Below are 20,687 nucleotides of genomic sequence, written 5' to 3' on the forward strand. Positions count from 1 at the left end.
CGCCGATGGTAGTGTGGGGTTTCCCCATGTGAGAGTAGGTCATCGTCAAGATTAACTTCCGAAACCCCTATCTGCGTACGCAGGTAGGGGTTTTGTTTTTGCGCGCAAGAAGCTCACAGTCTTGCGTTTTCTATGCAACGGCTCTAGGCATGGCTATCATGCGTGCCTCATTGTGAGGCGGGATGCGCATGCTGACGTTGTTAAAGCTTCTGAAGGACGGTCGATTTCACTCGGGACAAGCGCTTGGTGCTGCTTTGGGCATTAGTCGCAGTGCTGTGTGGAAGCAGCTTCAGCATTTAGAAGCCGACCTGAATCTATCCATTCACAAGGTGCGTGGTCGTGGCTATCAATTGGCTACACCGCTGACGCTTCTAAATCCTGCCGAGATCGCCGGACAAGCGCCGGATTGTGCGTGGCCGGTGATGATTTTCGACTCTATTGACTCCACTAACGCAGAGGCCCTGCGCTCCATCGAGAGGGGGCTGCCTGCGCCGTTTGTTGTGCTTGCAGAGAGACAGACTGCTGGTAGGGGGCGGCGGGGTCGAAAGTGGGCAAGTCCTTTCGCAGAAAACATTTATTACAGTCTGGTACTGCGTATAGATGGCGGTATGCGACAACTTGAGGGGCTCAGTCTCGTCGTTGGTTTGGCTGTAATGCAGACCTTGCGTGAGTTGGGAGTGCTGGAGGCGGGTCTGAAGTGGCCAAATGACGTTCTAGTCGGTCAGAAAAAGATTGCCGGGATACTATTGGAGTTGGTTGGCGATCCTGCTGATGTGTGCCACGTCGTCTTGGGTGTAGGGATTAACGTGAACATGCAGATGACTGAGGAGGTCGATCAGCAATGGACCTCGATGCGCCTCGAGGCGGGCAAGGCTTTCGATCGCAATCACCTGGTTGCTAGCCTGGGGGGGATGCTTCAGAAGTATTTGAGTCTCCATCAGGATTCGGGCTTTGCCGCTATCCAGGCGGAATGGGAGCAGAACCATCTATGGCAAGGACGCGCAGTTTCGTTGATCGCTGGAGTTAACCAGATTGATGGAATTGTAATGGGCATCGATCGGCAGGGCGGGTTACGTTTGAAGGTGGGTGGCGTGGAAAAAGTATTCAGTGGCGGTGAGCTCAGCTTGAGGTTGCGCAATGATTCTTGAGCTCGACTGCGGTAATAGCTTCATCAAGTGGCGTGTGCTTCTTGCTGATGCGGCTCGTGTATTTGCCGAGGGGGTGGTTGATTCGGATCTCGCTCTGCTGGACAGCTTGCATAAGTGTGACGGGTTGCTCCTGACGCGCTGTCGGTTAGTCAGTGTCCGGACCAATGAAGAGACTCGCGCGCTTATCTCTTCATTGGTTGACTCGTTCGGGGTATCTGTTGCCTGTGCGGCGCCGGCTCGTGAGATGTCGGGGGTTCGAAACGGTTATAAGGAGTACGAGAGGTTAGGTCTCGATCGGTGGCTTGCGATGCTCGGTGGGTTCCATCTCGCGTCTGGAGCTTGTCTGGTGCTCGATTTTGGCACTGCAGTGACAGCTGACTTCATTGCAGCGGATGGCGAGCACCTGGGCGGATTCATCTGTCCAGGAATGCCGTTGATGCGTAACCAGTTGCGCACCCATACACGGCGAATCCGTTATGACGACCTTGCAGCTGAGCGGGCATTGGAAAAGCTGGTGCCGGGTATTACAACGGTCGAAGCGGTTGAGCGCGGTTGCTCATTGATGTTGAGAGGCTTCGTCCTGACTCAGCTGGAGCTGGCGCGCAACTATTGGGGGCAGAATAATTTCACGGTGTTCCTCACGGGTGGTGATGCGGGGCTGGTTTCAGAGGTTGTGCCGGGGGCCAGGGTTGTCCCGGATCTTGTATTTGTAGGCTTGGCTATGGCGTGTCCCTTGTCCTGAGGTTTTTATGCGTTGGTTGTTTCTGTTGTTGCTGGTTCTCAATGGGTTCTATTACGTCTGGCATCAGCAGGAGGCACCTTTGCGGGCAAAAGAGGTGATGCCGCTTACCTTGTATCGTGGTTCGCAGCAGGATATCCGTTTGCTGAGCGAGTCGGCTGATGCGGTGGCGAGGCGCGACAAGGGGCGGTTGGCTGATATGGATAGCAATTGCCTTTATGTGGGGGGCTTTGCTCGTCAGGAAGCTGCTCAGGCACTCGAGCAGCGGTTGAGTGGTCTGGATATCAAGGTCCGGCCGCAGTTACTCAACCTTGCTGATTCCGCCGGTTATTGGCTGCGTGTGGAGCCAGAAAGCCGGCATCTGGCGGACGATATGCTTCTGCAAAACCTTTCCAAAGAATTCAATGAGTTAAAACATAAAATAATGCCGTGCGAAGGCATTGCAACTGTCGAATAGTTTGCATAGAATGGCGCCCGCTCCGCAGTGAACACCTCTTGAGGTGTTAGCGGCGAAGCAGAAGGTCATGCAGCTAACCTCAGGTTTTTAATGAGAAAATGCTTGACAGAAGGGCAGCGTAGTATAAAATGCTGCCTCGCTTAGGAGGGGTTCCCGAGCGGCCAAAGGGATCAGACTGTAAATCTGACGTCTACGACTTCGAAGGTTCGAATCCTTCCCCCTCCACCATATTTTAAGCGTGAGCTGCAAGCTCCGCGGGTATAGTTTAGTGGTAGAACCTCAGCCTTCCAAGCTGATGATGCGGGTTCGATTCCCGCTACCCGCTCCAAGTTTGCTGTTTGTGCACAGTGTTTCGCTCTTGTAGCTCAGTTGGTAGAGCACACCCTTGGTAAGGGTGAGGTCAGCGGTTCAAATCCGCTCAAGAGCTCCATATAACAAGGCAGATATGAAAATATCTGCCTTTGTTTTAATGGTTGATGTAGCTAGCTCAATTCTTCTCCTGAGGGTGATTTCGATGGCTAAGGAAAAGTTCGAACGTAATAAGCCGCACGTCAACGTAGGTACCATTGGTCACGTCGACCACGGTAAGACCACGCTGACCGCTGCGCTGACTCGTGTCTGCTCCGAGGTTTTCGGTTCGGCAAAAGTTGACTTCGACAAGATCGATAGCGCCCCGGAAGAAAAAGCTCGCGGTATCACCATCAATACCGCTCACGTTGAATATGACTCGGCCGTGCGTCACTACGCACACGTTGACTGTCCGGGTCACGCTGACTACGTAAAAAACATGATCACCGGCGCTGCCCAGATGGATGGCGCGATCCTGGTTTGCTCGGCCGCTGATGGTCCTATGCCGCAGACTCGTGAGCACATCCTGTTGTCTCGTCAGGTTGGCGTTCCGTACATCGTTGTCTTCCTGAATAAGGCTGACATGGTTGACGATGCTGAGCTGCTGGAGCTGGTTGAGATGGAAGTGCGTGATCTGCTGAGCACTTACGATTTCCCAGGCGACGACACTCCGATTATCATCGGTTCCGCTTTGATGGCTCTGAACGGCCAAGATGACAACGAGATGGGTACCACTGCGGTTCGTAAGCTCGTTGAGACTCTGGATAGCTATATTCCTGAGCCGGTTCGTGCAATTGACAAGCCGTTCCTGATGCCGATCGAGGATGTGTTCTCTATTTCTGGTCGCGGTACTGTTGTGACTGGGCGTATCGAGCGCGGAATCGTCAAGATTCAGGAAGAGATCGAGATTGTTGGTCTGCGTGATACTATCAAGACTACTTGTACGGGTGTTGAGATGTTCCGCAAGTTGCTCGACGAAGGTCGTGCTGGCGAGAACTGTGGTGTTCTGCTGCGTGGTACCAAGCGTGACGACGTTGAGCGTGGTCAGGTTTTGGTCAAGCCAGGTAGCGTGAAGCCTCACACCAAGTTTGTTGCTGAGGTTTACGTTCTGAGCAAGGAGGAGGGTGGTCGTCATACCCCATTCTTCAAGGGTTACCGTCCGCAGTTCTACTTCCGTACGACTGATGTGACCGGTAATTGCGAATTACCGGAAGGCGTTGAGATGGTGATGCCGGGTGATAACGTTCAGATGACCGTTACCCTGATCAAGACCATTGCAATGGAAGATGGTTTGCGTTTCGCCATTCGTGAGGGCGGTCGTACCGTCGGCGCCGGTGTCGTGGCAAAAGTCATCGAGTAAGTTGTTGAAGTATCTTTGTCGGGCCGACATAATGGTCGGCCTGATTTTGTTTTTAGGTCAGTAGCTCAATTGGCAGAGCGACGGTCTCCAAAACCGTAGGTTGGGGGTTCGATTCCCTCCTGACCTGCCAGATTCACTCGGTGTGTCTGGCTTTCTTTTCACAGGATTTTCTTAGATGACACCCAAGGCTGAAGCTCAAGGTTCTCGCTTCGATCTGCTTAAGTGGCTTGTAGTAGTCGCTTTGGTGGTTGTCGGTGTTGTGGGTAATCAGTATTACTCCGGTTCGCCGATCCTGTACCGCGTACTCGTGTTGCTCGTCATTGCTGCTGTAGCTGCCTTTGTAGGCTTGCAGACTGTCAAGGGCAAGTCTTTCTTTGTACTGGTTAAGGAAGCTCGCACCGAAATTCGTAAAGTCGTATGGCCAACTCGCCAAGAAACCACGCAGACCACGTTGATTGTTGTGGCTGTTGTTCTGGTTATGGCGTTGCTGTTGTGGGGGCTTGACTCCCTGCTCGGCTGGCTTGTTTCCTTGATTGTTGGCTAAGGGTGTCCCGTGGCTAAGCGTTGGTACGTTGTGCATGCTTACTCGGGTTACGAGAAGCATGTCATGCGCTCGTTGATCGAGCGTGTGAAGCTGGCTGGCATGGAAGAAGGCTTTGGCGAAATTCTGGTTCCCACTGAAGAAGTGGTTGAAATGCGTAATGGCCAGAAACGCAAAAGCGAGCGCAAGTTCTTTCCAGGCTATGTGCTGGTTCAGATGGATATGAATGAGGGTACTTGGCACTTGGTCAAGGATACTCCTCGTGTGATGGGTTTCATCGGCGGAACCGCCGACAAGCCCGCGCCGATCACCGATAAAGAGGCTGAAGCCATTCTGCGTCGTGTTGCCGATGGTAGCGACAAGCCGAAGCCGAAGACGTTGTTCGAGCCGGGTGAAGTGGTGCGCGTCACGGATGGTCCGTTTGCTGATTTCAACGGTACTGTCGAAGAAGTTAACTACGAAAAGAGCCGGATCCAAGTGGCAGTGCTCATTTTCGGTCGCTCTACTCCGGTAGAGTTAGAGTTCAGTCAGGTCGAAAAGGCATAACTGAACAAGCATCCCATACCCCCGCAGCCCTAGGCTGTGGGGTTTTGTCGTCACTGGGATAAACGCGCGAGTAACCGGGGAGCCTTTTCAGGCGTTTGAACCCGTAATTGGAGTGCCTCATGGCTAAGAAGATTACTGCTTACATCAAGCTGCAAGTGAAGGCCGCACAGGCCAACCCAAGTCCACCCGTCGGCCCGGCTCTGGGTCAGCACGGCGTGAACATCATGGAATTCTGCAAGGCATTCAACGCCCGTACTCAGGGTCTTGAGCCAGGTCTGCCGACTCCTGTGATCATCACTGTTTACAGTGACCGCAGCTTCACTTTCGAAACTAAAAGCACCCCAGCTTCGGTTCTGCTGAAGAAGGCTGCTGGTCTGACTAGCGGTTCCGCTCGTCCGAACACCGTTAAGGTTGGCACCGTGACTCGTGCTCAGCTGGAAGAAATCGCGAAAACCAAAAACGCGGATCTGACTGCAGCTGATATGGAAGCAGCCGTGCGTACTATCGCCGGTTCTGCTCGTAGCATGGGCCTTAACGTGGAGGGTGTGTAATGGCTAAGTTGACCAAGCGTCAAAAGGCTATCGCCGGCAAAATCGAAGCAGGCAAGGCCTACAACTTTGTAGATGCCGCTGCTCTGCTGACCGAGCTGTCGACTGTCAAGTTCAGCGAGTCGGTTGACGTCGCTGTAAACCTGGGTGTTGACCCGCGTAAATCCGACCAGGTTGTTCGTAGCGCTACTGTGCTGCCGCACGGCACTGGCAAGACCGTTCGCGTTGCTGTTTTCACCCAGGGCCCAGCCGCTGAAGCTGCTCTGGCTGCCGGCGCTGATCGCGTAGGTATGGACGATCTGGCTGCTGAAATGAAGGGTGGCGACCTGAACTATGACGTCGTTATTGCTTCCCCGGATGCAATGCGCGTTGTTGGTCAGCTGGGTCAGATCCTCGGTCCACGTGGCCTGATGCCTAACCCTAAAGTCGGTACTGTTACTCCAGACGTCGCTACCGCGGTTAAAAACGCCAAGGCTGGTCAGGTTCGTTATCGCACCGACAAAAACGGCATCATTCACACTTCCGTTGGCAAGGTCGGTTTCGACGCCGTCAAGCTGAAGGAAAACGTTGAAGCCCTGATCGCTGATCTGAAGCGTATCAAGCCGGCCTCCTCGAAAGGCATCTACGTCAAGCGCGTTACCCTGAGCACCACTATGGGCCCAGGTCTGGTCATCGACCAAGGTTCGCTGGACGTATAAGACACAAATTGGCGTGAGAGATCGCGCCAATTGAAAGATTGGGGTCCCTGCCTGGCGGGGGCTATCCAAGACCGTAGGCGACGCAAGTCTTAAACCTCAAGCCTACGCAGATGGTGCTCCCGGTTCCTTACCGAATCAGACACCAAAACGACATCCGGTCTCGACTGGATGAAACGGTAACAAGCAGGAGTTAAACCCGTGGCAATTAAACTCGAAGACAAGAAGGCCATCGTCGCTGAAGTCAACGAGGCTGCCAAAGTCGCTCTGTCCGCTGTCGTGGCTGATGCCCGTGGCGTAACAGTAGGCGCGATGACCGGACTCCGTAAAGAGGCTCGTGAAGCTGGCGTTTACGTACGTGTTGTACGTAACACCCTGCTCAAGCGCGCTGTTGCTGACACTGAATACAGTGTTCTCAACGACGTGTTCACTGGCCCGACCTTGATCGCGTTCTCCAACCAACATCCTGGCGCTGCTGCCCGTTTGTTCAAGGAATTCGCCAAAGGTCAGGACAAGTTCGAGATCAAGGCAGCTGCGTTCGAGGGCAAGTTCCTCGCAGCTAATCAGATCGACGTACTGGCAACTCTGCCGACCCGTGACGAAGCAATTTCCCAGCTGATGAGCGTGATTCAAGGCGCTACCAGCAAGTTGGCTCGTACTCTGGCGGCTATTCGCGACCAAAAAGAAGCTGTTGCAGCCTAAGGCTGAGCACTTCCTTTCGCGCTTTTTTGTTTATTTCGATGGTCGCGTAGGCCGTCCCCAAATCAGGAATTAGAGTCATGTCTATCTCTCAAGACGATATCCTCAACGCCGTAGCTGAAATGTCCGTTATTCAGGTTGTTGAGCTGATCAAAGCTTTCGAAGAAAAATTCGGCGTTACCGCTGCTGCTGCTTCCGCTGGCCCAGCTGTTGCTGCTGCCGTTGCTGAAGAGCAAACCGAATTCAACGTCATGCTGCTTGAAGCTGGCGAGAAGAAAGTTAACGTGATCAAGGCTGTACGTGAGCTGACCGGTCTGGGCTTGAAAGAAGCCAAGGCTGTAGTTGACGGCGCTCCAGGCATGGTTCTGGAAGCTGTAGCTAAAGACGCTGCTGACAAAGCCAAGGCTACCTTGGAAGAAGCAGGCGCTAAAGTCGAGCTGAAGTAAGCATCGACTTTGCGTCTCCAGCCCAAGCGTTAAGCGGAAGGCTGATGGCTGGTGGCTCTTGCCACCGGCCTTTTTCCGTTATTGGCAATCGACTCGGTCGTCGCCACTAACGTGCTGTAACCACCCGATGCGGTGGCGCAAACCATGGGGTTTGCAAGATTTTCTGGCTGCTCCCGTCGGGAGGGGCCAAACAAGCAGGTGACCAAGCTGGGGAACGCTGATGGCTTACTCATATACTGAGAAAAAACGTATCCGCAAGGACTTTAGCAAGTTGCCGGACGTCATGGATGTGCCGTACCTCCTGGCCATCCAGCTGGATTCGTATCGTGAATTCTTGCAAGCGGGAGCGACTAAAGATCAGTTCCGCGACGTGGGCCTGCATGCGGCCTTCAAATCCGTTTTCCCGATCATCAGCTACTCCGGCAATGCTGCGCTGGAGTACGTCGGTTATCGCTTGGGCGAACCGGCATTTGATGTCAAAGAATGCGTGCTGCGCGGTGTCACGTACGCCGTACCTTTGCGGGTAAAAGTTCGTCTGATCATTTTCGACAAAGAATCGTCGAACAAAGCGATCAAGGACATCAAAGAGCAAGAAGTCTACATGGGTGAAATCCCCCTGATGACTGAGAACGGTACCTTCGTAATCAACGGTACCGAGCGCGTAATCGTTTCCCAGTTGCACCGTTCCCCGGGCGTGTTCTTCGACCACGACCGCGGCAAGACGCACAGCTCCGGTAAACTGCTGTACTCCGCGCGGATCATTCCTTACCGCGGTTCGTGGCTGGACTTCGAGTTCGACCCGAAAGACTGCGTGTTCGTGCGTATCGACCGTCGTCGCAAGCTGCCTGCATCGGTACTGCTGCGTGCGCTTGGCTATACCACTGAACAAGTGCTCGACGCGTTCTACACCACCAACGTATTCCATGTGCAGGGTGAAAGCCTCAACCTGGAGCTGGTGCCTCAGCGCCTGCGTGGTGAAATTGCTGTTCTCGATATTCAGGATGACAAAGGCAAGGTTATTGTCGAGCAGGGTCGTCGTATCACCGCTCGTCACATCAATCAGCTGGAAAAAGCCGGGATCAAAGAGCTGCAAGTGCCTCTGGACTATGTCCTGGGTCGCACTACCGCCAAGGTCATCGTGCATCCGGCAACCGGCGAAATCCTGGCTGAGTGCAACACCGAGCTGAACACCGAGATCCTGGCGAAAATTGCCAAGGCCCAGGTCGTTCGCATCGAGACGCTGTACACCAACGATATCGACTGTGGTCCGTTCGTCTCCGACACTCTGAAGATCGACTCCACCAGCAACCAATTGGAAGCGCTGGTCGAGATCTATCGCATGATGCGTCCTGGCGAGCCGCCAACCAAAGACGCTGCCGAGACCCTGTTCAACAACCTGTTCTTCAGCCCTGAGCGCTATGACCTGTCTGCGGTCGGCCGGATGAAGTTCAACCGTCGTATCGGTCGTACCGAGATCGAAGGTTCGGGCGTGTTGTGCAAAGAAGATATCGTCGCAGTCCTCAAGACTCTGGTTGATATCCGTAACGGCAAAGGCATCGTCGATGACATCGACCACCTGGGTAACCGCCGTGTTCGCTGCGTAGGCGAAATGGCTGAAAACCAGTTCCGCGTTGGCCTGGTGCGTGTTGAGCGTGCGGTCAAAGAGCGTCTGTCGATGGCTGAAAGCGAAGGCCTGATGCCGCAAGACCTGATCAACGCCAAGCCAGTGGCTGCGGCGGTGAAAGAGTTCTTCGGTTCCAGCCAGCTGTCCCAGTTCATGGACCAGAACAACCCGCTGTCCGAGATTACCCACAAGCGTCGTGTCTCTGCACTCGGCCCTGGCGGTTTGACTCGTGAGCGTGCCGGCTTTGAAGTTCGTGACGTACACCCGACTCACTATGGTCGTGTATGCCCGATTGAAACGCCGGAAGGTCCGAACATCGGCCTGATCAACTCCCTGGCCGCTTATGCGCGCACCAACCAGTACGGCTTCCTCGAGAGTCCGTACCGTGTGGTGAAGGACGCTCTGGTCACTGACGAGATCGTGTTCCTGTCCGCCATCGAAGAAGCTGATCACGTGATCGCTCAGGCTTCGGCCACGATGAACGATAAGAAAGTCCTGATCGACGAGCTGGTAGCTGTTCGTCACTTGAACGAGTTCACCGTCAAGGCGCCGGAAGACGTCACCTTGATGGACGTTTCGCCGAAGCAGGTAGTTTCGGTTGCTGCGTCGCTGATCCCGTTTCTCGAGCACGATGACGCCAACCGTGCGTTGATGGGTTCGAACATGCAGCGTCAGGCTGTACCGACCCTGCGTGCCGACAAGCCGTTGGTCGGTACCGGCATGGAGCGCAACGTTGCTCGTGACTCCGGCGTTTGCGTCGTGGCTCGTCGTGGCGGCGTGATTGACTCGGTCGATGCTAGCCGTATCGTGGTTCGTGTTGCTGATGACGAAGTTGAAACCGGCGAAGCTGGTGTCGACATCTACAACCTGACCAAGTACACCCGCTCCAACCAGAACACCTGCATCAACCAGCGTCCACTGGTGAGCAAGGGTGATCGGGTTCAGCGCAGCGACATCATGGCCGACGGCCCGTCCACCGATATGGGTGAGCTGGCTCTGGGTCAGAACATGCGCATCGCGTTCATGGCATGGAACGGCTTCAACTTCGAAGACTCCATCTGCCTGTCCGAGCGTGTGGTTCAGGAAGACCGTTTCACCACGATCCACATCCAGGAACTGACCTGTGTGGCGCGTGACACCAAGCTTGGGCCAGAGGAAATCACTGCAGACATCCCGAACGTGGGTGAAGCTGCACTGAACAAACTGGACGAAGCCGGTATCGTTTACGTAGGTGCTGAAGTTGGCGCAGGCGACATTCTGGTAGGTAAGGTCACTCCGAAAGGCGAGACTCAGCTGACCCCGGAAGAAAAACTGCTGCGTGCCATCTTCGGTGAAAAAGCCAGCGACGTTAAAGACACCTCCCTGCGTGTGCCTACCGGCACCAAAGGTACTGTTATCGACGTACAGGTCTTCACTCGTGACGGTGTCGAGCGTGATGCTCGTGCTCTGTCGATCGAGAAGACCCAGCTCGACGAGATCCGCAAGGACCTGAACGAAGAGTTCCGTATCGTTGAAGGCGCTACTTTCGAACGTCTGCGTTCCGCTCTGGTCGGCCACAAAGCCGAAGGCGGCGCCGGTCTGAAGAAAGGTCAGGAAATCACCGACGAAGTTCTCGACGGTCTTGAGCATGGCCAGTGGTTCAAACTGCGCATGGCTGAAGATGCTCTGAACGAGCAGCTTGAGAAGGCCCAGGCCTACATCGTTGATCGCCGCCGTCTGCTGGACGACAAGTTCGAAGACAAGAAGCGCAAACTGCAGCAGGGCGATGACCTTGCTCCAGGTGTGCTGAAAATCGTCAAGGTTTACCTGGCAATCCGTCGTCGCATCCAGCCGGGCGACAAGATGGCCGGTCGTCACGGTAACAAGGGTGTGGTCTCCGTGATCATGCCGGTTGAAGACATGCCGCACGATGCCAATGGCACCCCGGTCGACGTCGTCCTCAACCCGTTGGGCGTACCTTCGCGTATGAACGTCGGTCAGATCCTTGAAACCCACCTGGGCCTCGCGGCCAAAGGTCTGGGCGAGAAGATCAACCGCATGATCGAAGAGCAACGCAAGATCGCTGATCTGCGCAAGTTCCTGCACGAGATCTATAACGAGATCGGCGGTCGCAACGAAGAGCTGGACACCTTCTCCGACCAGGAGATCATGGACCTGGCTAAGAACCTGCGCGGCGGCGTTCCGATGGCCACTCCAGTGTTCGACGGTGCCAAGGAAAGCGAAATCAAGGCCATGCTGAAACTGGCTGACTTGCCAGAAAGCGGCCAGATGCAGCTGACTGACGGCCGTACCGGCAACAAGTTCGAGCGTCCGGTTACCGTTGGCTACATGTACATGCTGAAGCTGAACCACTTGGTAGACGACAAGATGCACGCTCGTTCTACTGGTTCTTACAGCCTGGTTACCCAGCAACCGCTGGGTGGTAAGGCACAGTTCGGTGGTCAGCGTTTCGGGGAGATGGAGGTCTGGGCGCTGGAAGCATACGGCGCGGCATACACTCTGCAAGAAATGCTCACAGTGAAGTCGGACGATGTGAACGGTCGGACCAAGATGTACAAAAACATCGTGGACGGCGATCACCGTATGGAGCCGGGCATGCCCGAGTCCTTCAACGTGTTGATCAAGGAAATTCGTTCCCTCGGCATCGATATCGATCTGGAAACCGAATAACACGTGACGCGAATCGAGAGCGGGGCAGGATTGCCCGCTCTCTGCTCCGCCAGGAGGAAAGGCCTTGAAAGACCTACTGAATTTGCTGAAAAACCAGGGTCAAGTCGAAGAGTTCGACGCCATCCGTATCGGATTGGCATCGCCTGAGATGATCCGTTCGTGGTCCTTCGGTGAAGTTAAAAAGCCGGAAACCATCAACTACCGTACGTTCAAGCCTGAGCGTGACGGCCTGTTCTGCGCCAAGATCTTTGGCCCGGTAAAGGATTACGAGTGCCTGTGCGGTAAGTACAAGCGCTTGAAGCATCGTGGTGTGATCTGCGAGAAGTGCGGCGTTGAAGTTGCGCTGGCCAAGGTTCGTCGTGAGCGCATGGCGCACATCGAACTGGCATCGCCTGTCGCCCACATCTGGTTCCTGAAATCGCTGCCGTCCCGTATCGGTTTGCTGATGGACATGACCCTGCGTGATATCGAACGCGTTCTCTACTTCGAGAGCTATGTCGTTATCGATCCAGGCATGACCACCCTTGAAAAAGGTCAGCTGCTGAACGACGAGCAGTACTTCGAAGCGCTGGAAGAGTTCGGTGATGATTTCGACGCCCGCATGGGTGCCGAGGCTGTCCGTGAGCTGCTGCACGCTATCGATCTGGAGCACGAGATTGGTCGTCTGCGTGAAGAGATTCCGCAAACCAACTCCGAAACCAAAATCAAGAAGCTGTCCAAGCGTCTGAAGTTGATGGAAGCCTTCCAGGGTTCCGGCAACCTGCCAGAGTGGATGGTGCTGACCGTTCTGCCGGTTCTGCCGCCAGATCTGCGTCCACTGGTCCCGCTGGATGGCGGTCGTTTCGCGACTTCCGACCTCAACGATCTGTATCGTCGAGTGATCAACCGTAACAACCGCTTGAAGCGCCTGCTTGATCTGTCCGCTCCGGACATCATCGTGCGCAACGAAAAGCGTATGTTGCAGGAAGCCGTCGACGCCCTGCTCGACAACGGTCGTCGTGGCCGCGCTATCACTGGTTCCAACAAGCGTCCTCTGAAATCCCTGGCTGACATGATCAAGGGTAAGCAAGGTCGTTTCCGTCAGAACCTGCTCGGTAAGCGTGTTGACTACTCCGGTCGTTCGGTAATTACCGTAGGTCCGACCCTGCGTCTGCACCAGTGCGGTCTGCCGAAGAAAATGGCTCTCGAGCTGTTCAAACCGTTCATTTTCGGCAAGTTGGAAATGCGTGGCCTGGCCACCACCATCAAAGCCGCGAAGAAAATGGTTGAGCGCGAGCTGCCAGAGGTTTGGGACGTTCTTGCTGAAGTAATTCGCGAACACCCGGTACTCCTCAACCGTGCTCCGACCCTTCACCGTCTGGGTATCCAGGCGTTTGAGCCAGTACTGATCGAAGGTAAGGCGATCCAGCTGCACCCACTGGTCTGTGCTGCGTACAACGCCGACTTCGACGGCGACCAAATGGCCGTGCACGTACCGTTGACACTGGAAGCCCAGTTGGAAGCGCGTGCGTTGATGATGTCGACCAACAACATTCTGTCGCCAGCCAACGGTGAGCCAATCATCGTGCCGTCGCAGGACGTTGTATTGGGTCTGTACTACATGACTCGTGAAGCGATCAACGCCAAAGGCGAAGGTCGTGTGTTCGCGGATCTGCAAGAAGTTGACCGTGTATTCCGCGCCGGCGAAGCCGCGCTGCATGCCAAAGTCAAAGTTCGGATCAACGAAACCGTAAACGATCGTGACGGTGGCAGCGTGACCAACACCCGTATCGTCGACACCACTGTCGGCCGTGCGCTGTTGTTCCAGGTTGTGCCAAAAGGCCTGTCCTTCGACGTCGTCAACCTGCCGATGAAGAAAAAGGCGATCTCCAAACTGATCAACCAGTGCTATCGCGTGGTTGGTTTGAAAGAGACCGTGATCTTCGCTGACCAGTTGATGTACACCGGTTTTGCCTATTCGACCATTTCCGGCGTTTCCATTGGTGTTAACGACTTCGTTATCCCTGATGAAAAAGCGGCCATCATCGGTGCTGCTACCGACGAAGTGAAAGAGATCGAAAGTCAGTACGCCTCCGGCCTGGTAACCCAGGGCGAGAAGTACAACAAAGTGATCGACCTTTGGTCCAAGGCGAACGACGAAGTTTCCAAGGCGATGATGTCGAACCTCTCGAAAGAGAAGGTTATCGACCGTCACGGCGTCGAAGTCGACCAAGAGTCCTTCAACTCGATGTACATGATGGCCGACTCGGGCGCACGGGGTTCTGCTGCGCAGATCCGTCAGCTCGCCGGTATGCGTGGTCTGATGGCCAAGCCGGACGGTTCCATCATTGAAACGCCGATTACTGCGAACTTCCGTGAAGGTTTGAGCGTACTTCAGTACTTCATCTCTACTCACGGTGCTCGTAAAGGTCTGGCGGATACCGCGTTGAAAACTGCGAACTCCGGTTACCTGACTCGTCGTCTGGTAGACGTGGCGCAGGATCTGGTTGTTACCGAGATCGACTGCGGCACCGAACACGGTCTGGTGATGACTCCGCACATCGAAGGCGGCGACGTTGTAGAGCCGTTGGGTGAGCGCGTGTTGGGTCGTGTAATTGCTCGCGACGTATTCAAGCCAGGTACTGAGGACGTTATCGTTCCTGCCGGCACTCTGGTCGATGAGAAGTGGGTCGAGTTCATCGAGCTGAACAGCATCGACGAAGTAATCGTTCGTTCGCCGATCAGCTGCGAAACCCGCTACGGCATCTGCGCCAAGTGCTACGGCCGTGACTTGGCTCGTGGTCACCAGGTGAACATTGGTGAAGCTGTCGGCGTTATCGCTGCTCAGTCGATCGGTGAGCCAGGTACACAGCTGACGATGCGTACGTTCCACATTGGTGGTGCGGCGAGCCGGACCTCTGCTGCTGACAGCGTTCAGGTGAAGAATGGCGGTACTGTCCGTCTGCACAACCTGAAGCACGTTGAGCGGGTGGATGGTCACCTGGTGGCTGTGTCCCGTTCCGGTGAGCTGGCAATCGCGGATGACTTCGGTCGTGAGCGTGAGCGTTACAAGCTGCCGTACGGTGCTGTGATTTCGGTGAAAGAGGGTGACAAGGTCGACGCTGGCGCAATCGTGGCCAAGTGGGATCCGCACACTCACCCAATCGTTACCGAAATGAAAGGTACCGTGACCTACGTGGGCATGGAAGAAGGCATCACGATCAAGCGTCAGACTGACGAATTGACCGGTATGACCAACATTGAAGTACTCGACGCCAAAGACCGTCCAGCTGCCGGCAAAGACATCCGTCCTGCCGTGAAGATGGTAGGCATGGATGGCAAGGATCTGCTGTTGCCAGGTACCGACGTACCGGCTCAGTACTTCCTGCCAGCCAACGCCCTGGTCGGCGTTGCGGATGGTGCGCAGATCGCGATCGGTGATGTTATCGCTCGTATCCCGCAAGAAACTTCGAAAACCCGTGACATCACCGGTGGTCTGCCGCGTGTTGCCGACTTGTTCGAAGCTCGTCGTCCGAAAGAAGCCTCGATTCTGGCTGAAGTCAGCGGCACCATCGCGTTCGGTAAAGAGACCAAAGGCAAGCGCCGTCTGGTCATTACCCCGAACGACGGTAGCGATCCGTACGAAGAGCTGATTCCGAAGTGGCGTCACCTGAACGTCTTCGAAGGCGAACAGGTAAACCGCGGCGAAGTTATCTCCGACGGTCCGAGCGATCCACACGACATCCTGCGTCTGCTGGGTGTGAGTGCGCTGGCCAAGTACATCGTCAACGAGATCCAGGACGTTTATCGTCTGCAAGGCGTGAAGATCAACGATAAGCACATCGAGACCATCCTGCGTCAGATGCTGCGTAAAGTTGAAATCGCTGAATCTGGCGATTCCACTTTCATCAAGGGCGACCAGATGGAGCTGACTCACGTTTTGGTCGAGAACGAGCGTTTGAGCGCGGACGAGAAATTCGTTTCCAAGTTCACTCGAGTGTTGCTGGGTATCACCAAGGCGTCGTTGTCCACCGAATCGTTCATCTCGGCAGCCTCTTTCCAAGAGACTACCCGCGTACTGACCGAAGCGGCGGTAACCGGCAAGCGCGATTACCTGCGCGGCCTGAAAGAAAACGTGGTTGTGGGTCGTTTGATCCCGGCCGGTACCGGTTTGGCTTATCACAGCGAGCGTAAGCGTCGCCGTGAAGCTGACAAACCGTTGCGCGTTAGCGCCAGTGAAGTGGAAGCTGCACTGACCGAAGCGCTGAACTCGAGCGGTAACTGAGTTCTGCGATAAATAGGCGCCGGGCCCTGACAGCCCCGTTCAGCGGATCGATGCATTTGTCGAGGTTCGTTGAGCGGGGAGGTCGGGGCCTTGCCTTGACTGGGGACAAGATCCTCTTTAGACTCTTGTACCCCTAAATTTGGCGGGAATTCGTTCCTGCCATTTTTGCTTTTCTTGCAAGACAATAGCGTCGCAAGACAACAGTGGAGCTAGTAGATGGCAACTATCAACCAGCTGGTACGTCAGCCGCGTAAGCGTATCGTCGAGAAATCCGACGTGCCTGCGCTGCAGAACTGCCCGCAACGTCGTGGCGTGTGCACTCGCGTGTATACCACTACGCCGAAAAAACCTAACTCGGCACTGCGTAAAGTATGCCGTGTGCGTCTGACCAACGGTTTCGAGGTTTCCTCGTACATCGGCGGTGAAGGCCACAACCTGCAAGAGCACAGCGTGGTACTGATCCGCGGCGGTCGTGTAAAAGACTTGCCAGGTGTTCGTTATCACACCGTTCGCGGCTCTTTGGATACTTCCGGCGTTAAAGGTCGTAACCAAGGTCGTTCGAAGTACGGTACCAAGAAGCCTAAGTAGTAGCGGCTTTTTGTAAAAACTGAATTATCTATTTTTCTGAGTCGATAAGAGTAAGGTCGGAGGCGTCCCGAAAGGGCACCGATTCCGAGCGAACCTGAAGACCGTTTGAGGGCTTATCCATGCCAAGAAGACGCGTAGCAGCCAAGCGCGAAGTGCTTGACGATCCAAAATACGGAAGCCAAATCCTGGCCAAGTTCATGAACCACGTAATGGAAAGCGGCAAGAAAGCCGTTGCCGAGCGTATCGTTTATGGCGCGCTGGAGAAGGTTAAAGAACGCAAGAACAGCGACCCCCTGGAAATCTTCGAGAAAGCTCTCGACGCCATCGCTCCGCTGGTCGAAGTGAAGTCGCGCCGTGTAGGCGGTGCTACTTACCAGGTTCCGGTCGAAGTTCGTCCGTCCCGTCGTAACGCTCTGGCAATGCGCTGGTTGGTAGACTTCGCCCGTAAGCGTGGCGAGAAGTCTATGGCTCTGCGTTTGGCTGGCGAACTGTTGGACGCTGCTGAAGGTAAAGGTGCTGCAGTTAAGAAGCGTGAAGACGTGCACCGTATGGCTGAAGCTAACAAGGCTTTCTCGCACTACCGCTTCTAATTTTAGCGTCACTAATTTTGCGAGGGCTTTATGGCTCGTACTACTCCGATTAACCGCTACCGTAACATCGGTATCGTTGCTCACGTGGATGCTGGTAAAACCACCACCACCGAGCGCGTCCTTTTTTACACTGGCGTAAACCACAAGATGGGCGAGGTGCACGACGGCGCCGCGACCATGGACTGGATGGTGCAGGAGCAGGAGCGTGGTATTACTATCACCTCCGCTGCAACCACGGCCTTCTGGTCGGGTTCTGTCAAGCAGTTCGACAAGTATCGCTTCAACATCATCGATACCCCGGGCCACGTTGACTTCACCATTGAAGTGGAGCGCTCGTTGCGCGTGCTCGATGGCGCGGTCGTTGTGTTCTGCGGTACTTCGGGTGTTGAGCCTCAGTCGGAAACCGTATGGCGTCAAGCCAACAAATACGGCGTCCCACGTCTTGTTTATGTAAACAAGATGGACCGTGCTGGTGCGAACTTCCTGCGCGTGATCGATCAGATCAAAAAGCGTCTGGGTCACACTCCGGTGCCAATCCAGTTGGCCATTGGTTCGGAAGACAACTTCCAGGGTCAGGTTGATCTGATCAATATGGAAGCGGTCTACTGGGATGATGCCGACAAGGGCATGGCTCCTCGTCGCGAGGCTATTCCGGCAGATATGCAGGAACTGGCTGAAGAGTGGCGCAGCAACATGGTTGAGGCTGCTGCCGAAGCCAGCGAAGAGCTGATGAACAAGTATCTCGAAGGTGAAGAACTCACCATCGAGGAAATCAAGGCTGCTCTGCGTCAGCGTACTATCGCTGGTGAGATCGTCTTGGCTGTTTGCGGTTCTTCCTTCAAGAACAAGGGTGTTCCCCTGGTTCTCGACGCCGTTATCGACTTCCTGCCGGCGCCAGTCGACATTCCTGCCATCAAGGGTACCGACCCGGATGACGAGACTGTTGAAATGGAGCGTCATGCGGACGACAGCGAGCCGTTCTCGGCTCTGGCGTTCAAGATCGCTACTGACCCATTCGTGGGTACTTTGACCTTTGCTCGCGTTTACTCGGGCGTGTTGAGCTCCGGCGACGGCGTGATCAACTCGGTTAAAGGCAAGAAAGAGCGCGTGGGTCGTATGGTGCAAATGCACGCAAACACCCGTGAAGAGATCAAGGAAGTACGCGCTGGCGACATCGCGGCCCTGATCGGCATGAAGGACGTTACCACTGGTGACACCCTCTGCTCCGCTGACAAGCCAATCATCCTGGTTCGTATGGACTTCCCGGAGCCGGTTATTTCGGTTGCCGTAGAGCCTAAGACCAAGGACGACCAGGAAAAAATGGGTATCGCTCTGGGCAAACTTGCTCAGGAAGACCCGTCTTTCCGCGTCAAGACTGATGAAGAGACTGGTCAAACGATCATCTCCGGCATGGGCGAGTTGCACCTGGACATCCTGGTTGACCGGATGCGCCGTGAGTTCAACGTCGAAGCCAACATCGGTAAGCCGCAGGTTTCCTATCGTGAGCGCATCACGAAGAACTGCGAAATCGAAGGCAAGTTCGTTCGCCAGTCCGGTGGTCGTGGTCAGTTCGGCCATTGCTGGATTCGTTTTGCTCCTGCTGATGAAGGTCAGGAAGGTCTGCAATTCGTGAACGAAGTGGTGGGTGGTGTGGTTCCTAAGGAATACATCCCGGCTATCCAGAAGGGTATCGAAGAGCAGATGAAGAACGGCGTTGTTGCCGGTTATCCGCTGATCGGCCTGAAGGCTACCGTTTTTGATGGTTCTTACCACGACGTCGACTCCAACGAGATGGCGTTCAAGGTGGCTGCTTCCATGGCAACCAAGCAACTGGCTACCAAAGGTGGTGGTGAGCTGCTTGAACCGATCATGGCTGTAGAGGTTGTTACACCTGAGGACTATATGGGTGACGTGATGGGTGACCTGAACCGTCGTCGCGGCATGATCTTGGGTATGGAAGACACGGTTTCCGGCAAAGTGATTCGTGCCGAGGTTCCGCTGGGTGAGATGTTCGGTTATGCGACCGACGTCCGTTCCATGTCTCAGGGTCGCGCAAGCTACTCTATGGAATTCAAAAAATATGATACGGCTCCGGCGCATGTCGCAGAAGCTGTCACTAAAAAACAAGGCTGATTCAGCCCTTTAGGCAAGGAGTTAATTGTCGTGGCTAAAGAAAAATTTGATCGTTCCCTACCGCACGTCAACGTTGGCACCATCGGTCACGTTGACCATGGTAAAACCACTCTGACTGCTGCTCTGACTCGCGTCTGCTCCGAAGTTTTCGGTTCGGCTCGTGTTGACTTCGACAAGATCGACAGCGCACCAGAAGAGAAAGCTCGCGGTATCACCATCAACACCGCTCACGTTGAGTACAACTCGAAGATTCGTCACTACGCTCACGTTGACTGCCCAGGTCACGCTGACTATGTGAAGAACATGATCACCGGTGCTGCCCAGATGGACGGCGCGATCCTGGTTTGCTCGGCTGCTGATGGTCCGATGCCGCAAACTCGTGAGCACATCCTGTTGTCCCGTCAGGTAGGTGTTCCGTACATCGTGGTCTTCCTGAACAAGGCTGACCTGGTAGACGACGCTGAGCTGCTGGAACTGGTTGAGATGGAAGTGCGCGATCTGTTGAGCACTTACGACTTCCCAGGCGACGACACTCCAATCATCATCGGCTCTGCCCGTATGGCTCTGGAAGGTCTGGACGATAACGAAATGGGCACCACTGCCGTTCGTAAGCTGGTTGAGACTCTGGACTCCTACATTCCTGAGCCTGAGCGTGCTATCGACAAGCCATTCCTGATGCCAATCGAAGACGTATTCTCGATCTCGGGTCGTGGTACTGTTGTGACTGGTCGTATCGAGCGCGGTATTGTTCGCGTTCAAGACGCTCTGGAAATCGTTGGTCTGCGTGACACCACCACCACCACCTGCACTGGTGTTGAAATGTTCCGCAAGCTGCTCGACGAAGGTCGTGCTGGCGAGAACTGCGGTGTTCTGCTGCGTGGCACCAAGCGTGACGACGTTGAGCGTGGTCAGGTTCTGGTCAAGCCAGGTTCGGTTAAGCCGCACACCAAGTTCACCGCAGAAGTTTATGTTCTGAGCAAAGAAGAAGGCGGTCGTCACACTCCGTTCTTCAAAGGCTACCGTCCACAGTTCTACTTCCGGACCACTGACGTGACCGGTAACTGCGAGCTGCCGGAAGGCGTTGAAATGGTAATGCCAGGCGATAACATTCAAATGACTGTTACCCTGATCAAGACCATTGCAATGGAAGATGGCCTGCGTTTCGCTATCCGTGAAGGCGGTCGTACCGTCGGCGCTGGCGTCGTAGCTAAAATCATCGAGTAATATCGATGAGTTGAAAAAAGCCCCCGCCTAGCGGGGGCTTTTTTATTGGGTTGACACTATGTTGGCC

16 protein-coding genes and 4 tRNA genes are annotated in these 20,687 nt (G+C 54.9%); all 20 read left to right on the forward strand.

Annotated elements, in window-relative coordinates:
* Positions 1-188 precede the first annotated feature (188 nt).
* The 20 genes from birA to tuf (AC07W5_RS25505) all read left to right on the forward strand — a co-directional run bounded on the left by birA (position 189) and on the right by tuf (AC07W5_RS25505) (position 20,620).
* Positions 189-1,148: a bifunctional biotin--[acetyl-CoA-carboxylase] ligase/biotin operon repressor BirA gene (birA, locus tag AC07W5_RS25410; protein ID WP_494994961.1), complete on the forward strand. Its 960-nt coding sequence runs from the start codon at positions 189-191 to the stop codon at positions 1,146-1,148.
* Entirely contained in the window at positions 1,138-1,890 is a 753-nt protein-coding gene (locus tag AC07W5_RS25415) for a pantothenate kinase (protein ID WP_494994962.1), read from the forward strand. The genes birA and AC07W5_RS25415 overlap by 11 nt, the downstream gene beginning before the upstream one ends.
* Before the next feature lie 7 nt (positions 1,891-1,897).
* Positions 1,898-2,344 (forward strand): hypothetical protein, encoded by a 447-nt coding sequence (locus AC07W5_RS25420; protein WP_495024535.1) that lies wholly within the window; start codon positions 1,898-1,900, stop codon positions 2,342-2,344.
* Positions 2,345-2,487: 143 nt separating this feature from the next.
* A tRNA-Tyr gene (locus AC07W5_RS25425) sits at positions 2,488-2,572 on the forward strand.
* 26 nt (positions 2,573-2,598) lie between these two features.
* A tRNA-Gly gene (locus AC07W5_RS25430) sits at positions 2,599-2,672 on the forward strand.
* Between the two features lie 26 nt (positions 2,673-2,698).
* Positions 2,699-2,774 (forward strand) — tRNA-Thr (locus AC07W5_RS25435).
* Positions 2,775-2,858: 84 nt separating this feature from the next.
* A complete protein-coding gene (gene tuf, locus AC07W5_RS25440; protein ID WP_150804250.1) occupies positions 2,859-4,052 on the forward strand; it encodes an elongation factor Tu in 1,194 nt (397 codons plus the stop codon).
* A gap of 54 nt (positions 4,053-4,106) precedes the next feature.
* Positions 4,107-4,182, forward strand: a tRNA-Trp gene (locus tag AC07W5_RS25445).
* A 45-nt stretch (positions 4,183-4,227) separates the two neighbouring features.
* The gene (gene secE / locus AC07W5_RS25450; protein ID WP_494994964.1) at positions 4,228-4,596 is read left to right on the forward strand and encodes a preprotein translocase subunit SecE; all 369 of its coding nucleotides are present in this window, start codon (positions 4,228-4,230) and stop codon (positions 4,594-4,596) included.
* A gap of 9 nt (positions 4,597-4,605) precedes the next feature.
* Positions 4,606-5,139, forward strand: a complete 534-nt coding sequence (nusG, locus tag AC07W5_RS25455; protein WP_123573478.1) for a transcription termination/antitermination protein NusG — start codon at positions 4,606-4,608, stop codon at positions 5,137-5,139.
* Positions 5,140-5,258: 119 nt separating this feature from the next.
* Positions 5,259-5,690 carry a 50S ribosomal protein L11 gene (gene rplK / locus AC07W5_RS25460; RefSeq protein WP_007933726.1) on the forward strand — a complete coding sequence of 144 codons (432 nt, stop codon included), beginning with the start codon at positions 5,259-5,261 and terminating at the stop codon, positions 5,688-5,690.
* Positions 5,690-6,385 carry a 50S ribosomal protein L1 gene (gene rplA, locus AC07W5_RS25465; protein WP_003232403.1) on the forward strand — a complete coding sequence of 232 codons (696 nt, stop codon included), beginning with the start codon at positions 5,690-5,692 and terminating at the stop codon, positions 6,383-6,385. Before rplK ends, rplA begins: the two co-directional genes overlap by 1 nt.
* A 198-nt stretch (positions 6,386-6,583) precedes the next feature.
* Positions 6,584-7,084: a 50S ribosomal protein L10 gene (gene rplJ, locus AC07W5_RS25470; protein WP_095147408.1), complete on the forward strand. Its 501-nt coding sequence runs from the start codon at positions 6,584-6,586 to the stop codon at positions 7,082-7,084.
* A 77-nt stretch (positions 7,085-7,161) separates the two neighbouring features.
* A complete protein-coding gene (gene rplL / locus AC07W5_RS25475; RefSeq protein ID WP_494994965.1) occupies positions 7,162-7,527 on the forward strand; it encodes a 50S ribosomal protein L7/L12 in 366 nt (121 codons plus the stop codon).
* Positions 7,528-7,747: 220 nt separating this feature from the next.
* Positions 7,748-11,821, forward strand: coding sequence for a DNA-directed RNA polymerase subunit beta (gene rpoB, locus AC07W5_RS25480; RefSeq protein WP_494994966.1), 4,074 nt, complete (start codon positions 7,748-7,750; stop codon positions 11,819-11,821).
* Positions 11,822-11,885: 64 nt separating this feature from the next.
* On the forward strand, positions 11,886-16,085 hold the full coding sequence (gene rpoC / locus AC07W5_RS25485) for a DNA-directed RNA polymerase subunit beta' (RefSeq protein WP_494994967.1): 4,200 nt from the start codon (positions 11,886-11,888) through the stop codon (positions 16,083-16,085).
* 216 nt (positions 16,086-16,301) lie between these two features.
* Positions 16,302-16,673 (forward strand): 30S ribosomal protein S12, encoded by a 372-nt coding sequence (gene rpsL / locus AC07W5_RS25490; protein ID WP_002555494.1) that lies wholly within the window; start codon positions 16,302-16,304, stop codon positions 16,671-16,673.
* 119 nt (positions 16,674-16,792) lie between these two features.
* A complete protein-coding gene (rpsG, locus tag AC07W5_RS25495; protein ID WP_002555493.1) occupies positions 16,793-17,263 on the forward strand; it encodes a 30S ribosomal protein S7 in 471 nt (156 codons plus the stop codon).
* Between the two features lie 30 nt (positions 17,264-17,293).
* Positions 17,294-19,396 (forward strand): elongation factor G, encoded by a 2,103-nt coding sequence (gene fusA, locus AC07W5_RS25500; RefSeq protein WP_494994968.1) that lies wholly within the window; start codon positions 17,294-17,296, stop codon positions 19,394-19,396.
* A gap of 30 nt (positions 19,397-19,426) precedes the next feature.
* A complete protein-coding gene (gene tuf / locus AC07W5_RS25505) occupies positions 19,427-20,620 on the forward strand; it encodes an elongation factor Tu (protein ID WP_494994969.1) in 1,194 nt (397 codons plus the stop codon).
* The last annotated feature ends 67 nt before the right edge of the window (positions 20,621-20,687 follow it).

It is taken from the genome of Pseudomonas sp. GW821-FHT01E05, from assembly GCF_059422425.1.